Source organism: Streptomyces sp. NPDC044003 (assembly GCF_056435185.1).
In genome coordinates this window covers 632,883-653,182 of record NZ_JBWKFA010000003.1, presented here as the reverse complement: position 1 = coordinate 653,182, position 20,300 = coordinate 632,883, and the positions used below count along the sequence as shown (strand labels likewise).

Annotated in this window: 7 protein-coding genes; all 7 read right to left on the bottom strand. The window is 70.3% G+C overall.

Annotated elements, in window-relative coordinates:
• Positions 1-82: 82 nt before the first annotated feature.
• The 7 genes from AC07AW_RS14855 to AC07AW_RS14825 are packed head-to-tail and all read right to left on the bottom strand — an operon-like array spanning position 83 to position 19,949.
• Complete coding sequence (locus tag AC07AW_RS14855) at positions 83-1,936, bottom strand: hypothetical protein (RefSeq protein ID WP_478815833.1); 1,854 nt, start codon at positions 1,934-1,936, stop codon at positions 83-85.
• Entirely contained in the window at positions 1,929-7,232 is a 5,304-nt protein-coding gene (locus AC07AW_RS14850; RefSeq protein ID WP_478815832.1) for a hypothetical protein, read from the bottom strand. The genes AC07AW_RS14855 and AC07AW_RS14850 overlap by 8 nt, the downstream gene beginning before the upstream one ends.
• Positions 7,229-10,441 carry a hypothetical protein gene (locus AC07AW_RS14845; RefSeq protein WP_478815831.1) on the bottom strand — a complete coding sequence of 1,071 codons (3,213 nt, stop codon included), beginning with the start codon at positions 10,439-10,441 and terminating at the stop codon, positions 7,229-7,231. Before AC07AW_RS14845 ends, AC07AW_RS14850 begins: the two co-directional genes overlap by 4 nt.
• Positions 10,438-11,613 (bottom strand): Kelch repeat-containing protein, encoded by a 1,176-nt coding sequence (locus AC07AW_RS14840; RefSeq protein ID WP_478815830.1) that lies wholly within the window; start codon positions 11,611-11,613, stop codon positions 10,438-10,440. Before AC07AW_RS14840 ends, AC07AW_RS14845 begins: the two co-directional genes overlap by 4 nt.
• A 28-nt stretch (positions 11,614-11,641) precedes the next feature.
• Positions 11,642-16,237, bottom strand: a complete 4,596-nt coding sequence (locus AC07AW_RS14835; protein ID WP_478815829.1) for a DUF6603 domain-containing protein — start codon at positions 16,235-16,237, stop codon at positions 11,642-11,644.
• Positions 16,234-17,856 (bottom strand): hypothetical protein, encoded by a 1,623-nt coding sequence (locus tag AC07AW_RS14830; protein WP_478815828.1) that lies wholly within the window; start codon positions 17,854-17,856, stop codon positions 16,234-16,236. The genes AC07AW_RS14835 and AC07AW_RS14830 overlap by 4 nt, the downstream gene beginning before the upstream one ends.
• A complete protein-coding gene (locus AC07AW_RS14825; RefSeq protein WP_478815827.1) occupies positions 17,853-19,949 on the bottom strand; it encodes a hypothetical protein in 2,097 nt (698 codons plus the stop codon). The genes AC07AW_RS14830 and AC07AW_RS14825 overlap by 4 nt, the downstream gene beginning before the upstream one ends.
• Positions 19,950-20,300 lie beyond the last annotated feature (351 nt).

Genomic DNA, 20,300 nt, shown 5'->3' with positions numbered 1-20,300 from the left:
CGGACGGGCCGGTCTCCTCCACCGGCGGCTGCCCGTCCCGCGCAACGTGCGCATTCTGCAGGGTCCACGCCCGTCCGGCCTGTCATGAGCTCGCGCCAGATCCGGCCGCCGCTGCGGATACCGTGCCCGTTCCGGTCGTGTCGACCAGGGTGTCGAAGGCCAGTCCGCTGGAGCCCTCGCCACGGCCGAGGCCGCGTTGGGCGCTGAGCCAGACCGCTACGCGTCCGTTCCGCCAACGGGTTCGGTTGTACGCGACGGCGACCCGGGTACCCGCCTGTGTCACTTCCTCCTCGTTGATGAAGTACGGGTTCCCGGCGTCGAACCCTTCGCGCAACAGGCTGGTGCGGGGCTCCACGGCCTTGCCGTCGACGGTGCTCAGGACACTGGCGCGCTGCAGCCTGACGGCTCGATTGCCGCCGGGGACGTGCACGGCGATGAACGGCGTCCAGTTCTCGGGCACGGAGTTCATGGCCTGATAGGCGATCGGTGCGGTGGGGGTGTCCGGAGCGGGCGCGGGGCGGAGCCGCATCCGGTGAGCAAGGATCTCCGCGGTCACCTCGCTGCCGCGACGCGCCTCCCCGGTCGGCAGTCTGACCGTCTGCTCCAGGCCCCAGACCATGTTGGCGTTCTCGTCGCGGATGAGCAGGACCTCTTCCAGCGTCGGCCCTTCGGCGATCTTCGGCACGCTGGCGGGCAGGAAGATACCCGTGTCGGCGGCCACGTCCTCTGCGCCGATGGTGTCGAGCGTGTACATCGACCAGCGCTGCCAGTCCTCGTCCTGTCCGGCGCCCGCAGGGGTGATCCACAATCGCTGGCCGAAGACATCGGTGACCGCCAGGCCGCGGATCGAGGCCAGTGCACCGGCCGGCAGGTCACAGGGCAACTGGAACCAGTCGTTGCTGAAGACGAGCGCGAATTCGAGGAAGATCAGCCGGGCGAGGTCGGTACTGTCGGGCTGTACGGCAGCGAAGTTCGTACGGCCGTCCTCCACCGCCCACCATCGCGGCAGCGGCATCCCTGCATAGCGCACCGGTGTGGGGAACACCGTGCGGTTGATCGGCGCGGGCGCCGAGCCGGTTCCGCCGAGCGGAGCACCTGGGTCGATCGAGAACGCGTGCCAGTCCAGCTGCCCTCCGGGGTACTCCTGGGAGGTGAGCACCTTCTCACCCCCGGTCGGCTCGGCGGCCGCGACGGAGAACCGGTGTTCCAGCCTGGTGGCGTCCCAGGCGGCGTCGGCGCGGGGCTGCTCGATCAGCTCCTCGAACCAGCTCACCAGCCGGGCACCGAGGCCGTCCAGCTGAGCGCGCAACACCGCCGAGGCGGTGATGCCGTCCCACGCGTGTCCATGGTCCACCGTGATGTGCCGGTAGAGCTCGTAACCGTCCATCCGGCGATCGGCGTACGCCTGCAGGGTCGACCAGACCTCGGAGTGAGCCACCCGCGGTGCGTCGGCGTCCGCGTCGCGGTCAGGTGCGAGGACGGGATACCGCGTGACGTAGGCATTGCGCAGATGCTGCAACCCCGGCTGGGCCCGCAGCAGTTTGAGCCATCGGCGTCCGATGGCCAGGCGCAGGTCGAAGGAGATCCGGTCCGCACCGGCCGAGAACGCCAGGGCGCGCCGTTCCGCCAGGGTCTCCAGCGGACGGTCGGACGGCAGACCCTCTACCGGGCCCGCGGCGGACCGGAACCGGGACGGAGTCGTGGTGGCCACGGAGTATGTCGCTGTGACGGGCGATCCCGCGTCCGTGCCACGGAACTCACCGAGCTGCCATTGGCGGGTGAGCAGCCACAGCGGGTCGCGGACCTCCGCGCGCAGGGCGCGGTCGAATTCCGTGGTGCGGGGCCGGCCTTCGAGGCGGTTCCAGAGTCCGACGGCCGGGTACGAGCGACTGTCCAGCGCGGCGCGCAGATTCGTGATGCGGGGTGGCTCAGACACGGTTCTTCCAGCGCAGGTTGGCGGTCGCGAGGTCGGTACTGATGGTGATCGGCTGCCGGGTCGCCGACATCACGGTTGCCGGCAGCAGATGTGCGTACGCGGTGGAGTCGAGGTGCTCCGGCTCGACTGCTCGGCTCTTGGCCAGGTCCAGGGTCTCGCCGATCGCCGCGAGCAGGTCGTCGCTGTTCCAGTTCCCCGTCCGTACCGGCGGAGTGACGAGCAGCATGGCCTGCGGCGGCTCGGAATCGGGGCCGTCGTAGTGGAGGGCGATGCCGGTGGTCTCCTTCTCGGCCGGGATCACCTCCGTCCATTCGTCGAGCAGCAGGCCGCACTGCTGGTTGCCCACCAGCAGTGGCCCGTCGGCGTAGTGGGCCGTGAACAGCAGCCGGTCCTCGTCGATGGAGGTGTGCGCTGCGAACTCCATGCCGAGCCAGTGGTCGTCCGGGCGGTAGGGAAGCTGGATCGGTACCAGCTCCGGGTCCTGCACGCCGTGGACATCACCGAGCAGGCCGCCGGCGCCGCTCAGGGCGTCCGCGAGGAGGACGGCCTGTTCCCACTGGCGCGGCTTGTCCCGTACGCGTGCGATGCCGTGGAGCCAGTCGTCCACAGGGAAGTCGCGATGGAAATCCTGCGTGAGGTGGCTCAGGAGATCGGTGCTGTCCCCATGCGCCTTCCGCCAATTCGTGAGCAGCTCATCGGTGGCGGTGAACTCCGGTACGAGGAGTACGTCCTCGCCGAGCATCGCCTGGAGGGCCTCGGTCGCGGCGAGCACCCGGTCCGGACCGGTCACCGCCTGCGTGTACGCGGCCAGGGCCTGGTCCGCGGCCGCGAGTCGGCCGATGACCTCGGCATGCAGCGTACGGGCCCGCTCCAGCAGATCGGCACCGAAGACGACGGCCCGGTCCTGGAACGGTTGGAGATCCAGCCCGATGGGGTCGAAGTCGCTCAGCGGCAGGAGCGTCGCCACCTCCGTGAACAATCCGCTGAGCGTCTTCTTCGTCGTCCTCGCCACGTTGCGGAGGGCCTGGAGGCGCGTGTTGAAGGTGGAACGGCGAGCGCCGACGATGGCCCGCAATGGGGCGGGCTGAGCCGGGCGGGGGCTGGTCGGCTTCGTGGTGAGCAGCCACTCGGCCTGTTGCAGAATCCGGAACCGGGTGTCCGCCGCCGCCGATCCCGGCAGCCTGTCGTAGGCGGCGATGAGCGAGTCCGCGGCGTCGAGCGTCGTCTTCATACGGTCGGCGGTGAGCGCGACCGCTGACTGGAGGTCGGCGTACACGGCACGCCGCCACCGGGACAGCTCGCCCCAGCCACCCCGCACCATGCCGAAGCCACCGGCGGTGACGACCAGGCCCGCGTACCCGGTCAAGAAGGTGTCGATGCCGTTGAGCACGGCCGCGCGGTCGGGCTGAGCCGGCGGCGCGGGAAACAGGGGTGCCAGAGACGCCAGGTAGGCGGCCGTGGCCTGGCGGAGGGTGTCCAGGGACGCGCGCACCGCGTCCGGCCGCTCGCGCGGGAGGGAGACGGCGTCGTCGCCGCTGCGGTCGATCTGCTGGGTGCCGGCACCGGGTACGAGGTCCGTCGCTCGTAGGGGGCGGGCTGTGGTGAGCAGCGAACGCAAGGTGGAGATGAGCGGAGACACCTCGAAGAAGGTCAGTTTGCCGGCAATCCGCTCGGTGTGCCGGATGACCAGCTTCGCGTCGGGACGCGGCTGGTCCTTGGCCACGACGAATCCGATGATCCGGTCGTCCAGATCGCTCATCGCGCGGATCCGGTCGATCGTGTCACCCGACGGAGGGACCCCTCCCGTCTGCTCCCTCGCCACGGCCTCGTCGCCCAGCCGTACGCTCCACAGCATGTCGATCGGTTGAAGTTCGAGGTCGAACTGGGTGACCGTGCGGCTGCGTTCCGTGCCGTCGACCGGATCCTGCCAGGTGACCCGGACGGCCACGTCCTTCTGGGCCGGCAGCAAGGAGGGAAGCCAGGCATTCACCGCAGGTTCGGCCCGAGCCCGTGGGCCGTTGCCGTGGAACAGACTGGAGCCGTGCTCGGGGCGCAGCCCGGGGGTGAGGTTCAGCCCCAGCCGGTGGGTCAGCGTCACGCCGCTGCGCGGTGTCCGGATCACTGCCGGGTCAGGGGGGAACCCCTCCTTGGCGTACGCGTCGAGCGTCGCGCCCGCGCGTTCGGTGTTGCCCGACAGCGCCTGATGGGTGGCTTCGGCCACAGCCAGGTCGGCCAGCGCGTCATGGATGTCGAGCAGGCGCTGCACTTCGGCGTTCATCGCACGCTGCTCGCCCTCGGTCGCGTCGGGCAGGCCCGACGCGCCGAAGGGGTATTCGGGGTGGGCCGGTTCCCGGGTCGCGCGCCGTACGAGGGCGAGGCCGTCGACGACGTTGCGGGCCTCGATCAGCTCCACCGGGTGAGGGGAGGTGATTTCGGACAGGCGCCCGGCCCGCAGCGGGAAGGCGCCCCGCAGCGCCGGGATGAACTTGTCCAGTTCGACCTCGGCGTGGCGGTCGTGCAGGGCACGTTCGAAGCGGTAGCCGAGGAGCGCGCCCAGGGACTGGCCCTGGCGCAGTCCGTCCAGGAGTCCGAGTGCGACCCGGACCCGGTCGGAACTCAGGTTGACGGCAAAGCAACCGGGCTTGTCGGGGGCTCCGTTGGCGAGGTAACCGGCCCGCAGCACCGCCGCGGTGGTCGCCTGGGCGGGCGACGGCGCGTGCATGTAGCCGCCGTTGTGGGGGTCATGCAGCAGAGGGCCGCTGCATTCGGGCCGGCTGAAGACATCAGCGAGGTCGCCACTCAGTTCCACCGGTGTGAGGCTTTTCTTCCGGGGGCGGATGTCCTCCAGCCATCCGAACGCCCCGAGGTGGAGCCCGCGCCGTGGGGGTGAGTTCCCGTCGGCGCCGAAGCGCAGCTCGCTCAGCCGTTCGTTGGCCAGTCCGAGCCTCCAGGCGTCCAGCCTGTAGGTGGCGCAGTCGAGATGCTCGGCCATGACGCGTTCGAGAGCCGCCGTGGGCACATCCGCCAACAGGTCGAGCGCCTTTACCTGCTCCGCCAGTTGAGTCGTGTGGGAATCGGTCCCGATGACGCCACCGATGTAGTCGACGACCAGCTGGTCAGGATCATGAGTGATGTCCGGGTCCGGGGAGTACAGCTTGCGATAGCGGCTTTCACTGGGCTGCGGAGGACTGGTCTCCTTGATGTGGATGAACAGGGGATCCGCCGCCGACACTGCCTCCCCGGCTCTCGCGGCCAGCTTGCGCGCGGTGTCCTCCCAGCCGAGCAGCACGGCATGGCGGAGCAGCAGGTACAGCAGCGCGGCCGGCGGACGGTCGTCGATGAAGCCCTGTTCCAGCCGGATGGTCTCCAGCGACCGGCCCGCGTTGTCGGCCAGCCATTTCACGTAGTTGCGCCCGTCGGCGAGGTACTTGCGCACGCCTTCGGTCTCCGACAGCGGACGGTCGTCGACGAGCGGACCCAGCAATGGATGCTGCTCCTCGGTGAACAGGCGGCGGATCACGTCCGGATCGGGGACCCCCGTGCCGCCGTGGCCGAGCCGGGCCAGCAGCGCTCGGATCGGCTGCGGCATGTACATCAGGTCCAGCGCGGGCAGCACGCTGGGGCCGTTGCTGCGGAAGTTCTCGCGGTTGAAGATGTCCTCGACGCTCTGGGCATACCGCTGGTAATACTCGGCCGAGGTGGGGTGCAGCGCCAGGATGTCGAGCAGCAGCTGATGCGGATCGTCGGTGTACTTGCCCAGATATGCCACCTTCTCCGTGGCGGCCTGCCAGTCCTGCGCGGCGGCACTCAGCAGCTTGTTGAGGGCGTGCCGGTGCGTCGCGGTCGCAGGCCAGGAGAGTCTGGAGAAGGCGGTGGTGGGCAGAATGCCGTAAGGCTGCCGCCCGATCTTGATCGCGGGGACCGGACCACGGCCGGACACGTGGCGGACGAAGAATTCCCTGGTCTCGGACACCGCGTCCGCGGGGACGACGGGGTGCAGCATCGTCTGCAGATACGAGCCCCAGGTGGCGGGCCACAGCGCGATGTTCGCGGCCCGCGCGTCGCGCTGGTCCGTCCGGTCGGCGTTGGCCACCCCGGCCAGCACCGCGGGGTCGATCCCGAGGAGTTCCGCGAACCACTGTCCGTCGCTCTTGGTGGTCCAGTCGCCCGGCGTCGCGATCCCCAGCCCGGAGACGGTGCGCCGTACGGCCCCCGCCACCTCGTGGGCGTCCTGTCCGGCCGGCCCCTGCTCGCTGTTGTTGGTCGGGGTGCCCTGCGGCAGCAGGGCGAACCCGGCCGGACTACGCAGCTGGCGGGTGATCAGGCCCGCCAGGTCGGCCTCGCTCTGCTGGGGAGTGCTGTTCTGCCGTACGCCGAAGACGATCATCCGGTCGACGCCGTCACGGATCTGCTCGTCGAGAGGGATCCGCACGCCCATGCCGACGTCGACCGCCGCGCAGAAGTCGGTCAGCCAGCGCAGATCCGCCGGGACGTGCAGCACCGCGGTCTGCTCGTCGACCTTCGGCTTGTCGGCGGAACCGGGGTCCACGCTCACCGCCAAGGTGGCCGGGACCGGTTCGCCGGCCACCGAGAACACCTCCCGGCCCGCGACGTACCCGACCACCGTGAACCGATCGGGAAGCAGCCGCGCCCGGGCCGCCTGGGTCCACGAGCGGGTGGCGACCTCCTCCGGTGCGGGAGGCGCCAGCACCAGAAAGGCCACGAGCACGTCGTCCCCGGCGCCCGCGGGCGCACCGTCCAGCCCGACCGGGCGCAGGCGTCGGATCGCGTCCGCGCGCGAAGCGCCCACCTCCGCCAGCAGGGCCGTGTCGGCGGCCCGGACCTTCGCACGGTCCCCGTGCGCTCGCCAGATCCTCGTCCAGTGGTCGATCGTCGGCTGACGGTCGCCCGAGGCGACGGCCTGGGGGCTGGCCACCACCAGCACGGTGGTCCCGGCCGGCACGTCGTGCGGCTGCTCGGTGGGATTGGCGGGGCGACGGGACTGGAGCAGCCACCCGGCCCGCCCGGCCGGGATCCGTGCGGTCACCTCCCGCCAGGCGGCTTCTTCCGCCGCCGCGTCGCCGCCGGCCCGCCACAGCGCGGTCCAGTAGGCATCGAGCGCGCCGATCTCGGCCGGGCTGGGGAGGGGCTCGGACTTGTCGATCGACCACTCGTCCGGAAACACCCTCACGAGCAGTTCGGTGTCGGTGAAGCGAGTCTCCAGGCGGACCGGGCCCAACAAGACGGGGAAGTCGTCGCTGAGCTGGAGCGGTGAGCGGAGGTCGGAGGGGATCACGGCAACATCTCCTGTGCGTGCACGGCCATCAGCACCGGGGCTTGGAAGAGGACGTAGGCGATGTCGGCGGAGCTGAGGCCGGCGTGCCACAGAGGCAGGGACAGGTCTTCCACGTGCTGGTCGTGCTTCTCCGCGTCCTCCGTGGGCTCGTCGAACTCCTGGAGCACCACCGGATCGGTGTCGCCGTCGAGCCGGATGAACCCGCTCTCATCGGGGTCGACGTCGGGCCACGACAGGTCGTTCCATACCTCCACTCGCGTGGCGGGACCGATGTCCAGTCCGAACCGGGGGTCGCCGGGGCGTTCCTTGAGGACGAAGAACCAGCCGGCGCTGCCCCCGGGACCTCCGCCCTTCGCCTCCTGGGACGTCAGATCGAATCCGAGCAGGTAGATGTCGGGTTCCACCTTCGCCTCGTACAGCGGCAGTCGGATCTCGGCGTGCGAGGGGTTCGCCTCGTCGACGAGTTCGACGGGGACCCGTTCCCTGCCGGGGTCCGGATGGGCGTCGCTGGGATCCCAGCGGGCCCGGTGCGCGTAGACGGCCGCGTTCGGATACTTCTTGAGCAATTCGCCCCGGATGACCAGGACCAGTTCGTTCTCCTGGTCACCGGTGTCGCGGTTGTCGTGGGCGCCGAGCCGGGAGTCCGGCGTCCAGGTGGCGATCGGAGGGATGTCGTACAGCCGTTCCCGGCGCTCTTCGATGCTCTCCCCGGCCGCCGACGGGACCGTGCGGACGTCCCAGAACTGCCGGAACGGGGTGCCGCGCTGGTCGGTGGGGTACTCACGCCACAGGAGTTCGCGGGCCATTTCGTGGTTGAGCCCGACCATGTAGGCCTCGATGAACTCCTGGTTGGTCTCCAGCAGAGTGATGGAGTTCGGTGCCACGAGGTTGAGATTGGGGACGAACAGGTCCACCGACTGGTCGAGCAGTGCCTGGTACATGGGCATGTCCAGGACGGGGTAGGCCATCGCCTCCATGAACCGGTCGGCGAGCGACGCCAGTTGCTTGGGCAGTCTCACCGAGCTGAGCAGGTTTCTCCGCACGGTGGTGTCGGCGCGCAGCCCGGCCAGCATCGCGTCCGTGGTGCCGGGGACGTTCAGCTGCCGGCGCGCGTCGGTGTGACCGCCCAGGGCGGCGTCTCCCCACCCTTCATAGATCTCGTGAAGCGCCTTCTTGAACGACTTGGCTTCGGCACTGTCGTCGCCCCCGGCCGTCGGAACGAAGGAGTCCCCGGGAAGGGTCAGCTTGAAATTGGCGCTGGTCGGCAGGGTGTCGACCGGATCGGTGACCGTCGTCGCCGTCGGGGTGACGCCCGGCGGCACGGGGTGCAGCACCCGGTCGAGCTGAGCGGGCGTGATCACGGCAGCGGGCCTCGTCTTGGGCACCGCGGCAGTGACCCCTCCGGATTCCGCGTCGATCCTCGGGACCAACGCGTGCGGTGGATGCTCCTCGGTAAAGGGCAGCGTACGCATCAGCCGCGAACCCGGTCGGGTGATGCGGCGCATCGCCGCCGAGACCGGCGAGGCGGTGACCCGGCTCTCCGACACCCGGAAACCGACGGCCACACGCTCGCCCGACTCGGCCGTCCCCGCCGCAGCATCGGTGACGGTCCCCGTCCCGACGGCCGCCACGCGTGCGACGACCCGCGAGTGGGCGGGCGCGGTCAGGGTCAGTGCCCTTCCGGAAGGCGCGGCCGACGCCCTGGCCCCCGGTGGTGGCGCCGGATCCAAATGCTTGCCGTGGAGTACGGATCCCACCTCGCGGGCCAGTTGCGCGGCCCGGACCCGGGCGTTCACCGCGAGCACCTCACCGACCTGCGACCAGGCGGCCGCCATGAACTCCTCCTGCCGTCTGCGTACCACCTCCGCGCCCAGGTTCGCCGCCACCCGGTGCCTGGGGTCCAGGTTGAGCTTGTGCACCCAGTTGCGGTTGTACGGGACGGGGCTGCCGTCGCGCTCGGTCAGCAGCCGCGCGGCAGGCGCGTGCCAGCGCCCGTACAGGGGCGAGGTGATGATCGGCGCGGCTTCGGTGCTCGCCGGCACGGTGCCCGCGGCGGCGAGAGCGCTGTGCGCGGTGGCCGGTTCCTCGTCGAGGTAGGTGTCGGCGAGGTTGATCACACCCGCGAGGGCCCGCTGGAACGGGTGAGGGTAGGAGAACCCGAGCCGTTGCAGGTCGTCCCATTTGTCGTAGATGTCGCTGAGTTCGGGCTGCTTCAGGGCACCGCCCAGCTTCAGCACGCCGCGGAGCTCCACCGGCTCGGTGATGCCGGGCAGCAGAGGGCTCTGCCGCCGGTGCACGTCGAGGTCGCGGCGGCCGACGCTCGGGTCCAGCGGCCGCGTCGGGTCCAGCAGGCGCACGAGGTACTCGAAGTCGCCCGCGCTGCCTGTCGAGAAGAACCACCGGTGGTAGTACGGAATCTGCCCGGGTGCTTCCTGCCCCCCGTACCCCTGTCCCCAGCCCGGGTGCAACGCGCCGGGAGAACGGGCCGGATCCAGCCCCAGACCCGCCAGCCGCCCGGTTTCGAACGCCGGAACGAGAAAGGCGTGGTAGCCGGTGTTGGGGGACAGTCGGCGCGGGCAGATCAGCCGCGCGCAGGCGTGGTCGGCGTTGGTGCGCAGTACCTCGCGCAACGCGGGCAGCGCCGCGGCCATGTTGTCGGAGGCCACGGGAGCATCGAGAGAGCCGTTGACATGGACGTGCGCCCAGGCACCGAGCTCTGCCGCAGGCGGGAGGGCGTCGGGCTCTTTCACCGTGATGAAGGGCAGCGGCCGTCCGGCGGTGGTCCCGTCCCGGAACTCGGCGTCGGCTCCGGGACGCGAGTCGTCTCCGCCGGCGAGGACGATCAGAGCGAGCCAGGGCCGCAGCCGACGGGTCGTGGCGTCGGGCGCCGCGGGGCTGTAGCGCCACGGGAAGTCCTCGTCGTAGAACTCGATGTGAGCCAGGTAGTTGGGCTCCACATTGGTGATCCACGGCCGTGGCTCGGTGCGGGAGATCGCTCTCGGATCCACCCCGATGACATCGCCCGGACCGTACAGCTGCACGGTCTTCTCGATGTCGCGGCCGAGCGGACCGGGCCCGGTGATGGGTTCGCCGGTCACGCGCAGGCTGACGGGGACGCTCGCTCTGGACGCCGTACCGGGGTTGGTGGTGATCTTGGTGGCGATTCCGGAGCGCAGCCACGGCAGAAACGTGTAGGCGTTGGAGGTCACGGTGTGCCCGTCGCGTCGAGGTCGAAGATCTCCGCACTGGTGGTCAGCTCCTCCGCACCCGGACTCGCCGCGGCCTGGCCCGACCGCACGGCACCACCGGCAACCAGCACCAGCTTGTCCGACAGGGCCGCGGCCGCGAAGGCCCACCGGCCCGTCGACAGGCCGGCCGCCGGGCTCCAGCTGCGCGTACCGGCGTCGAAGACGAGTGCACTGGCGTACCCGACATCGTCCCGGGCGTTGTCACTTCCGCCGACGACGAGGACCCTCGACGAACCGAGGGGTACGGCGCGGTGCAGACCACGGCCGCCCGGCATGTCCGGAACGCTGGTCCACGCCCCGGTGTCCTGGATGTACAGCTCGGCACTCGCGCGGCTGAACGGGTCGAACGTGCCGTCGCCCGGTCCGCCCGGAGCGCGGCCGCCGGTGACCAGCACGCTGGAGCCCCCGGAGAGCACGGTGGCCTGGTGGCGGCTGCGTGGCACGAGCAGCCCGCCGGTCGGACTCCACTTCTTGTCGTCGGGGTTGTACAACTCGCAGTAGGCCAGAGCGGTGTCTTCGTCGCGGGCCGTCGGTACGGTGCCCCCGATGACCAGCACGCGGCCGTTGCCGAGCACCACCGCGGGGTGGCCGCTGCGGGCGTCGGTCATGGGCTCCGTCTCGCTCCAGGTCCGGGTCGCCGGGTCGTACAGCTCGGCGGAGCGCAGCGCCCTCACCGACTGGGCGGAGCGGATCGTGGTGCCGCCGGCCACGAGCACCTTGGTGCCCACCAGCACGGCGCTGTGTCCCCACCGGGGCGTGTTCATGCTCCCGGTGGGGGCCCAGGTGCGCGCCACGGGGTCGTAGATCTCGGCCGCGGCCAGGCCCGGCGACGGGAACTGCGCCGATCCGCTGATCCCGCCGGCGACGAGGACCTTGCCGTCGGGCAGTCTGGTCGCGGTGTACAGCCGTCTCGGGGTCTGCAGGGCGCCCGTGGGGGCCCACGTCTTCGCCGTGGGGTCGTAGACGGCGGCCTGCGCCAGCGCCGCCGCCGAGCCGTCCGCGCCGCCCATCACCAGGACCTTGCCGTCGCCCAGCACGACGGCTCCGTCGTGCTGGCCGTACCAGCCGGCGGCCGACGGCAGTGCCCCGGTTGTCGTCCAGTGCCCGGTGACCGCCAAGGTGGAGCTGGTCATGGCCGCAAACCCTTCGTCGTCGGTGCGCTCATGGAGTGAAGATCTCGGCGGTGTCGGTCAGGACGTCGTGGCCTTGATCGGGGGCTGCCACCCCCGTCAGGGCACGGCCGCCGACGGCCAGCACCCGTCCGTCGGAGAGGAGCACGGCGGCGAAGTCCCACCGGCCCGTCGTCAGGCGGCCGGTGCCGGTCCACGTGTCGGAGTCCGGGTCGTACACCGTCGCGTCACGTTGGCCCACGTGGCCGCGTGGACCGCCGGTGCCGCCGAGCACCAGCACCTGGCCGTTCGACAGCGGGACGGCGCGATGGCGGGTGCGCCCACCGGGCATGCGGGCGGCCGGGGTCCACTCGCCGACTGCGGGGTCGTACAACTCGGCGGTGTCCAGACTGCCGGCGTTGAAGGTGCCTCCTGGGTGGCCGGTCGGGGCGTCGCCTCCGGTGACCAGGACGGTCCCGTTCTCCAGCAAGGTCGCCTGATGCCCGGTCCGGGCCGTGGTGAGGCTGCCGGTGGGCGTCCAGGTGTCGGTGGAGGGGTCGTACAGCTCGCAGTAGGCGAGTGCGGCAGTTCCCCTGCCGGTGAGCATCGAACCGCCGATGACGAGGACCTGGCCGGTGCGCAGCCGCACGGCCTGATGCCCGGTGCGGGCCTCGGTCATCGTCTTGGTGGACTTCCAGGTGCCGCTGTCGGGGTCGAAGAGCTCCGCCGACGCCAAGGCCGAGGGGCGCTGCCCCCGCAGGCCGGTACCTCCGGCGACGAGCACCTTGTGGTTGTCCAGGGCGGTGGCTGAATGCCCGTACCGGGGCGATTTCAGGTTCACTGGGATCACGGACCAGAGGTCGCGGACCGGGTCGTACCGCTCGGCGGAACCCAGAACGGAGCCGTCTGCCGCCAGGCCGCCGACGACCAGTGCGCTGTTGTCCGACAGCTTGGTCAGGGAGTGCCGACGACGCCCGGTCGTCAGGGTGTGGACCGCGGTCCACGTGCCGGCCACCGGGTCGAACAGCGCGCTGACGTCGAGCGCCCGGCCGGCGGCGTCGACCCCGCCCGCCACCAGGGCCCGGCCCCCGGACAGCAGTACGGCGCTGTCGGTGGCGGAATCCGTACCGACAGCCGTCGGGACCGCCACGGTGCCGCTCCAGCCGCCGGGGACCGCAAGGGAGTCGGTCGCTTCGGATTCCGGAATGACATGGAGGGTGCCCAGGAGACCGGGGTCGTGCCGCACCATGTCGTCGAGGGCGTCGGTCGCTGTCGCCAGGCTGCGAAAGCCGGCCGGATTCCCCGTACGGACCGATGTCCCGGAGGTGGTCGGGAACGCCCGCTGGTTGTTGCGCCGGTGGGCGACGACGAAGCGCTGTCCGGTCAGCTGCAGCGTGTCGTCGGCGAAGGGTCGGCGAAGGGCCGCCTCGTGCTGGGAGAGGGAGGAGCGGCTGGTGCTGCTGCCGTTGAGGAGCTGCTGGAACACGACCGGACTGACCCGGCAGAGCTTCTTCTTCTGGAGCGGGGCCGCGGTGGTGTCCGGCAGCCGGATCCCCCTGTCGGCCCGCTGTGCGGCCGTCTGCCGGGCCTTGCTGTCGATCACGATCATTTCGTACCGTGCGCTGCGGCGCACGGCACGGGCCGACGAGAGGCTCCCCTGCGCGGCGGTCAGTTCAAGGCCCGCGTCCTGGTCTTCGTATGCCGGGCGGGACAGTTTCGCCGCATCGTCCATGTTCTGGAACTGGGCCATCGCGAACCGGTCCGTGGTGACGGAAGCCTGCAACAGGCCGCCGCCGGGCGCCGGGGCGACGCTGAACCTCTTGCCGTCGCTCGGCTGCTGGGCGCCGACGCGGTCGAGCCGCACGTTGAGAGGGATGGCCCGCTGGCGGATGAAGAGGGTGCCGAGCGGGTGCAGCACCAGCCGGTCGGACGCGGGTAGCGTGCGGAGGTTGACCAGCGCGGCGGTGCCGCCGGTCGGCAGCCGGGTCTGCCACCCCTCCTGTTTGCCGATCTCGTCACTGAGCAGGGCCAGGACGTCGATCGGCGGCAGGGTGGGATTGTGGCTCTCGCCCCAGGTCAGGTCGAAGTCCGCCGAGATCTCGAAGAAGAGCAGCGAGATCGATCCGCGCCCCCGTGCCCTCCAGGGGGCCGGGCCTTCCAGCTGGAATCTGAGGTGGACGCTGAAGAGGCCGACGCCGAATGCCTTCAGCGACAGGTCGGCCGCGATGTCGATGACGAAGGCGAACGGGGAGAAGCGGAACAGCGCGTCGAAGCTGAGATGTCCTTCGAGGCCGAAGTCGTCGAACCCCAGGGCGAGTTCGGCCCTCGCCCCGAACTGCGCCGTGTTGCTGGTGACGGCGAAGTAGCCCGAGACCCTGATACGGGCGAACGGCTGATGGAGGATGTCGACCGAGATGCGCGGCGGAATCGGGAACGGCAGCGGGGGCGGCCTGAACGACGGGTGGAACCCGCCGACGGACAGGACCAGGTCGCCCTCGCCCCAGCCGACGAGCAGGCCCATGCCGCCTTCGATGGTCATGAACAGGATGCGGGACTCGAACAGCTGGGCGCAGAACCACAGCCGCTGCTTGTCGAACTCGATCGCCCCGGCGAAGTTGACCTGCAGGACCAACAGCGGCAGTTCCTTCGCCGGCAGGATGCACCGCAACACCCCGATGATCGCGATGTTGCCGGGAATCTCGACGATGACGCCCAGGGAGACGCTGATCAGGGTGGGCGTGCCCCAGCCGATCTTCAACATGGGGCCGATCAGGAACGTGCCCTGCTGAGGGGGGAAGAAGGCACGCAAATCGCCGAGGATGCGCGGGGCGTTGGCGACCACGTCCCGCGGGAACATCACCGACTCCACGGCCCCGGTGCGCACCCCTTCCGCCAGCGCGCCGAGGTTCATGGAGCGGTGCAGTCCGAAGAGCCCGCCCACGGCGAGCAGCGTGAACCCGTAGCCCAGCTGCAGACCGATTCCGCCGAACTCCGCCGTCAGGACGATCAGCAGCGAGAAGCCCGCCGAACCGTCCGGCATCCGGGTGGAGAGCAGCCCGATGGCCTTCACGTCGATGAATCCGGCGAGCCGGAACGCCAGCGCCCCCGCGTACTCTCCACGATCGGGGTCGAACGACAGGAACCCGCCGCCACTGACGATGTCGAGGTCCAGGGACAGCCCCACACCGGTGGGCGGCTTGAACCGGGTCCCCAGGTCGACGGGGCCGAGGTTGCCCTTTCCGCCCGGCGCCAGTTCGAGGGGGATCTCGATGCCCAGGCCCTGGACGACGGCCGTGATCGGACCGAGGCCCGCCTTCACGTCCGCGGTGAGGCCGAGGGTGAACGCGCTGTCCTTCACGCCGAGGAGCAGAGTGAGAGCCAGGAGGTCGACCGCGCCCAGATCGACGTGTGAGGCGAGCTGAACCTCCAGTCCACCGCTGCCCTCGAACCGCAGGCCGTCGTCCTGCGAGAAGCGGGCACCGAGCTCGAAGTTTCCCTCGAGGCGCACGTCCTTCAGCAGCTTGGCGAGGAACCCGTCACCGCCGCCCAGGGTGAGGAGCACCTTGCCCCGCCGCAGGAGCACGCCGAGACCGACGCTGAGGCTGCCGTCCGGCAGCGCCCGGATGCGCAGGGCGGAGTCCACCTGCTCGACGGACACTCTGCTTCCGCCGGGGAGCGAGACCAGCAGCAGCGGATCGTCCGGCTCACGGACGTAGCTGTGGACGGCCTCGGCGGTGCCCGCGACGGTCGCGCCGGGCGGGGGCTCGACCTTCGCCTTGCCGGGCTGCAGGACGAGCACGGTCTGTGCCGGCACGTCCGCGTCCAGCCGCAACGTGAGCGTCCAGCGCTCGCTGGTGCGCTCGGTCGTGCCCTTGAACAGCCCGTCCGGCAGCTCCACCGCCAGGCCCGGCGGAGTGAGATCGGTCCTCGGCGTGAGCGCCGCGAAGACCACGTCCAGGGTGGGCGGTACGGCCGTCTTGTCGAACAGCGCCGGCAGTCCGGCGTAAGCGGCGAGCCGGTCCAGCACGGTGAGGACCTTGACGCCGTCAAAACCCGGCGCGCCCCAGTCGTACAGGGCACCCAGCTGAGTGCCGGGCTCGCGCAGCCAGCCACCGATCCGGTCCAGGTGGAACTCGTTCTCCGTGAAGAACGGCTTCTGCGGATCGATGAGCCCGACGTTGTGGTCCGTGCGTACGAGGATGCCGAGGAACTCGAGGAGTTCGTTGACGCCGGGATCGCGGCCGAGGAACCGGGCCAGCAGCAGGTTGAAGAGCCGTTCCGGAAGGTTCGCCAGAATCGGTCCGGCGTCGGGCAGGTTCAGCCCGGTGAGCGCGACCTTGAGACCGTCGAACCCGGTGATGACCGTATTGATCTGCGCCCCGGCCCGGGCGATCTGGCGCAGGACCTCCGCCCACTGCTCCGCGTCGATCGCCGCTTGGAGATCACCGAGCAACTCGACCAGGAAGCCGACCGCGCCGGTGGTGGTGCTCAGCGCCGGCGCGATGGTGGTCGCCTGCGCGTCGGTGAGCGGCAGGCCCACGTCGGCGAGGAATTCCCGCGCCCCGGCCGGAGTGAGGCCGGTCAGCGGGGACAGCAGCGTGGTGAGCTGGCCGACCAGCCCTTCGAGGGTCCCGCGCTCGCCGTTCATGACGCCAGCGCCTTCGGGACGTCCTGCATGGTGTCGACCGACAGCAGCGCCGCGACCACCATCGGCCCGTACCGTTCGAGATCGTGGCGCAGGGCCGGCCCCGCGTGCCGGGCCAGCAGCGGCAGCATCGCCTCGGCCAGCTGGCTCCGCGTGACGCCGTTGATGACGGTGGGGACGGGGTGTCCAGGCGTGCGGACGGCCCGTACACAGTGGTGGTAGAACGCCGCTCCCTGCAGGGCCTGCCAGGTCGCGGCGACCGGGCGCACCGAAGTGATCATCCTCTTCACCTCCGCGCGGTGCTGCCGGATCTTGCCCAGCAGCAGCTGTCCACGGACGGAGGTACGGAGCTCCGCCCGCAGCAGCTCCACGCCTCGCGACTGCGCGACGGCTTCGGGGGACGGGGCCCCGTCCAGGCCGAGGTGCATCTCCTCGCCCGCGCTGGGCGCGGTGCCGGACCAGCCTGCCTCCACGGCGGGGATCTCCACTTGGAGGAGGTCCAGGACCGCGCGAATGGGTGTGGCCACGCCGACGAAGCCGACATGGGCGAACTCGGGTTTGCTCTGGTCGATCTTCATGAACTTCCGGACGTCGTAGTGCCGGATGATCATGCCGATGACGAGGTTCTGATGATTGATCACCACGCTGCCGGAGTCGCCCGACTGGAAGGAGAGTTTCTCGCCTCTGCGGTAGCTGTCCGCCAGCGACTGGCCCGCGACGGGGGTGGGCCGTGGGAGGATCATGAATTGGTTGATGGTCGTCTTGATGCCGGCTTCCAGGTCGCTCTCGTCGAATCCCTTCTCCGAGCAGATGATCCCGTCCGCGTCGGCGGAACTGGACGGAGGAAAGCTCAGCAGGGTTCCGTACTTGAGCCGGCCGTTGACCGCGTTGTACACCCGCACGTACTGCTCGGGACTGGGCAGGGTCCCGAGCGCGGGTCCCTTGCCGATCCCGAGTCCGGTGGTGACCGCGCCCTTGATCGGAATGCTGGTCACCGTGCTGCCGCTCTTGACCTGCCACACGTTGTGGAACTTGACCCCGGGGGCGACCAACGCCGCGGCGCAGTCCGTCGTACTGGCCTGCCGCGCGGCGTCCCACTTGAACCCACCCGTCCAGGTCCCGTCGTGGTAGCCGCCGACCCAGCCGCCGTCCGCGGTCTGCTGCGCCTTGACGTTCTTGTCGACGACGAGCCTCCCGACACGGTCACCCCCGGAGCAGCATGAGCTGTAGTCGGGGGAGAAGACCCACATGTCGTCGATGACGCGGAACCCCGGGAACAGTACATGCGAGCACGAGAGCATGACGGGCTTGCCGTTCCGGTCCCGGGCGAAACATCCCAGGCTGCCCTCGCCACCGCCGAGATTGGTCTCGATGCTGGCGCCTGCCGTGATGAACGGCGGGCCGGCGGTCGCGGTGACCGGGAGCGCGGCCGCGACATGGGTGGGCAGGCCCAGCACCGATCGTGGCACGCCGCGGCTCCGGCCCTCGACGTACACCCGCCACACCAGCGCCGCGTCAGTGTTGTCCGCGACGCCGAGGCCCACGCCGACCACGCCCGGGAGGGCGAGCAATGTCCGGCGCACCCTCGGCAGCAGTGCCCGCCACGTCTCCAGTGAACTCATGCCGTTTCCTCCGGTCCCGGCCCGAGGTCGACCCCGAGGCAGTGCAGCAGCGGCTCGATGGGGCAGGCGACGCCGTCTCCATTGGCCGTGGCGCCCCACAACAGCCCCACGACGCACTGCTGTTCATCCAGGAGCGCCGCGCCGGAGTCGCCAGGAGCGGTGAAGGCCAGATCCGGATCGTGGGAGCCGACGAGCAGCTGACCCGGCGCGGCGCGGTCCCGACCTTCGATGAACGGCCGGTCGGGGTAGGCGACATCGAGGAGAGTTCCCCGGGTGAAGCCGGTGGCCGGTCCGTGTTTGGTCACCCGTGCACCGGGGGCCGAGTGACCGACTGCCATGGGCCAGGCGCCGGCCAGCATCCGACGTAGCCACGCGGGGTGTTCCTCGGGGCCGTCCCTCTCGATCTCGATGAGCGCGCCGTCGACGAAGTACTGTCCGCCTTGGAAGGTCACTTGTCCGAGGTGACCCCGACGGGCGTACCCCAGCCGCACCCGGTCGGCCGGCGTGGCGCTCTCGCCGGACGGCGGCAGGGCCCAGACCGCCTCCCCCGCGCCCGCGCCGCCGCCCAGGACGACGTGGTGGCTGGCCAGCAGATAGCGGGATCCCTTGCCGTCGTGGACCAGGGCCCCCGCTACCCCGGGCACCCCACGGGAGTTGACGATCGCCACGGCCGGAGGTTGCGCGGCGTATCGGGAACCGAGCAGGTCCTGCAGCGAATTCGTGCGCGCCGCCAGATCCAGTACCTGTTCCTGGTGGGCGATGATGTCGGAGCGCAGCGCCGTGCTGCCCTCGACCAGGAGCACGTCACGCATGACGTGCAGAAGGTCCACCAGGCTCACCCCGTCGATCGAGGCGGGAACGGGCCAGGCCGGTTCGCCGGAGCTCCGCAGCGCGGTGTTGACGAACGCGGGCCCGTGATGGCGGTGCCAGGTGACCAGTACGCGCCGGTTGTGGTGGACGAGGTGGCGGACCTCCTCGGCGTGACGCCGGAAGGGCCCGCCGAGCCGCGCGCCGAGATCGCTGCGCTCCAGGGCCGCGCAGGCGCTGTGGACCGTCGACCAGTCCACGGGCTGGGCACCGTTCCGCGTCAGGGGCATCCCCGGGGCGGCGACGGCCTGCCCGGCCGTGTGGAACCCGACCGGCGCGATTTCGGCGTTGAGGTGCTTCAGCGCCGCGGCGATGAAGATGCCGTGCGACCGAGGACCGAGGATTCGCACCGGATCGGGCTTGCCCATGACGAGGATGTCCACGTTCACGCCACTCGCGATGATGCCGACCACCTTCCGCTGCTTGTCGACGATCGGGGCTCCGGAGTCACCGGGCTCCGAGAAGTGCGAGCCCCTGATGATGAGGGTGGGATTGCTCGCGGAGCCGCCGGGTGTCGCCGCGAGACCGGCATGGGCACGGACGCGGTCGGCAATGATCTGCGGGGTGATGTTGGGATCGATGGTCCGGTACCGGGCCATGTCCAGGCGGTGTTCCTGGACCTTCGGCTCGGCGCCCGGGGGCGTCACGTGCTCGACCTCGAAGAGCCACCCGAGCGTGGGTGGCCCGGAGGCCTGAAGAATCGACACGTTCCGCAGAGCGATGATCTTGCCCTGGGTGAGATCGGTCTCCGGGCCGTACTTGGACACATCGATCTGCCGTTCCGCCGGTACCGTCTCCACCGGCGTGGTGGTCGACAGCGACCACTCCGCGATGAGGTCACGGATCTCGGAGACCTTCCCGATCTCCGGAATCTCGTTCGAATGACCCGCGTTGGCCCTCAGGGCGACGAGTGCGGCATCGACCGCGAAGGCGGTCTGTCCGAGTTTCACCGAGGCCTGGATCGACTCGCTTTCGAACGGCTGGAGCGTTTCCTTCACCACGTCGCCGACGGGGTGGCGGCACTCCACGTCGCACACCGTGCTCGGTTTCGGCGAGTACACCTGATCGGAACCCTCCGCCGCCTCGGGAGGTGCCGCCACTCCCAGCACGTGCGCGCAGGTCAGAATGTACGTGCCCGCTGCGCCGGTCCTTCTGACGATCAGTCCGGCGGTGCCGCGGCCGTACTGCCCTTCCTTGCCCCGCGACACCCCCTTACCGGAGTGCACGCTCGGCGCGCTGGTATGGGGAACGCTCCGCGCTTCGAACAATGTGTCGGCGGACACCAGGGGGGTGCGATCGAGCGAGTCACCGCTCATGTCGACCGCCACATGGCGGGTGCCGGTTGCCGATCGGCCTCGATCGCTGCGGCCCTCATGGGGATCACCTGCTCGCTCCGTCAATCACCTGGCGTGAACACTCTAAGCTACGATCCATCACGCAGAGCATCCGATCGGGGATGAAGTACACGATGGAGTGAGTGGCGTCGTGAGAGCGGATTCCCGTGATCGCAGGCAGGAGTGCGGCTGTCTGGCCCACCGATCCGGCCGCCCTTCCGGTCACGCACCGTGCCATGAGGG

What these genes read in the sequence shown, in the direction of transcription:
- AC07AW_RS14840 (WP_478815830.1), bottom strand. Translation starts at nt 11,613, where the DNA reads ATGACCAGCTCCACCTTGGCGGTCACCGGGCACTGGACGACAACCGGG.
- AC07AW_RS14835 (WP_478815829.1), bottom strand. Translation starts at nt 16,237, where the DNA reads ATGAACGGCGAGCGCGGGACCCTCGAAGGGCTGGTCGGCCAGCTCACC.
- AC07AW_RS14830 (WP_478815828.1), bottom strand. Translation starts at nt 17,856, where the DNA reads ATGAGTTCACTGGAGACGTGGCGGGCACTGCTGCCGAGGGTGCGCCGG.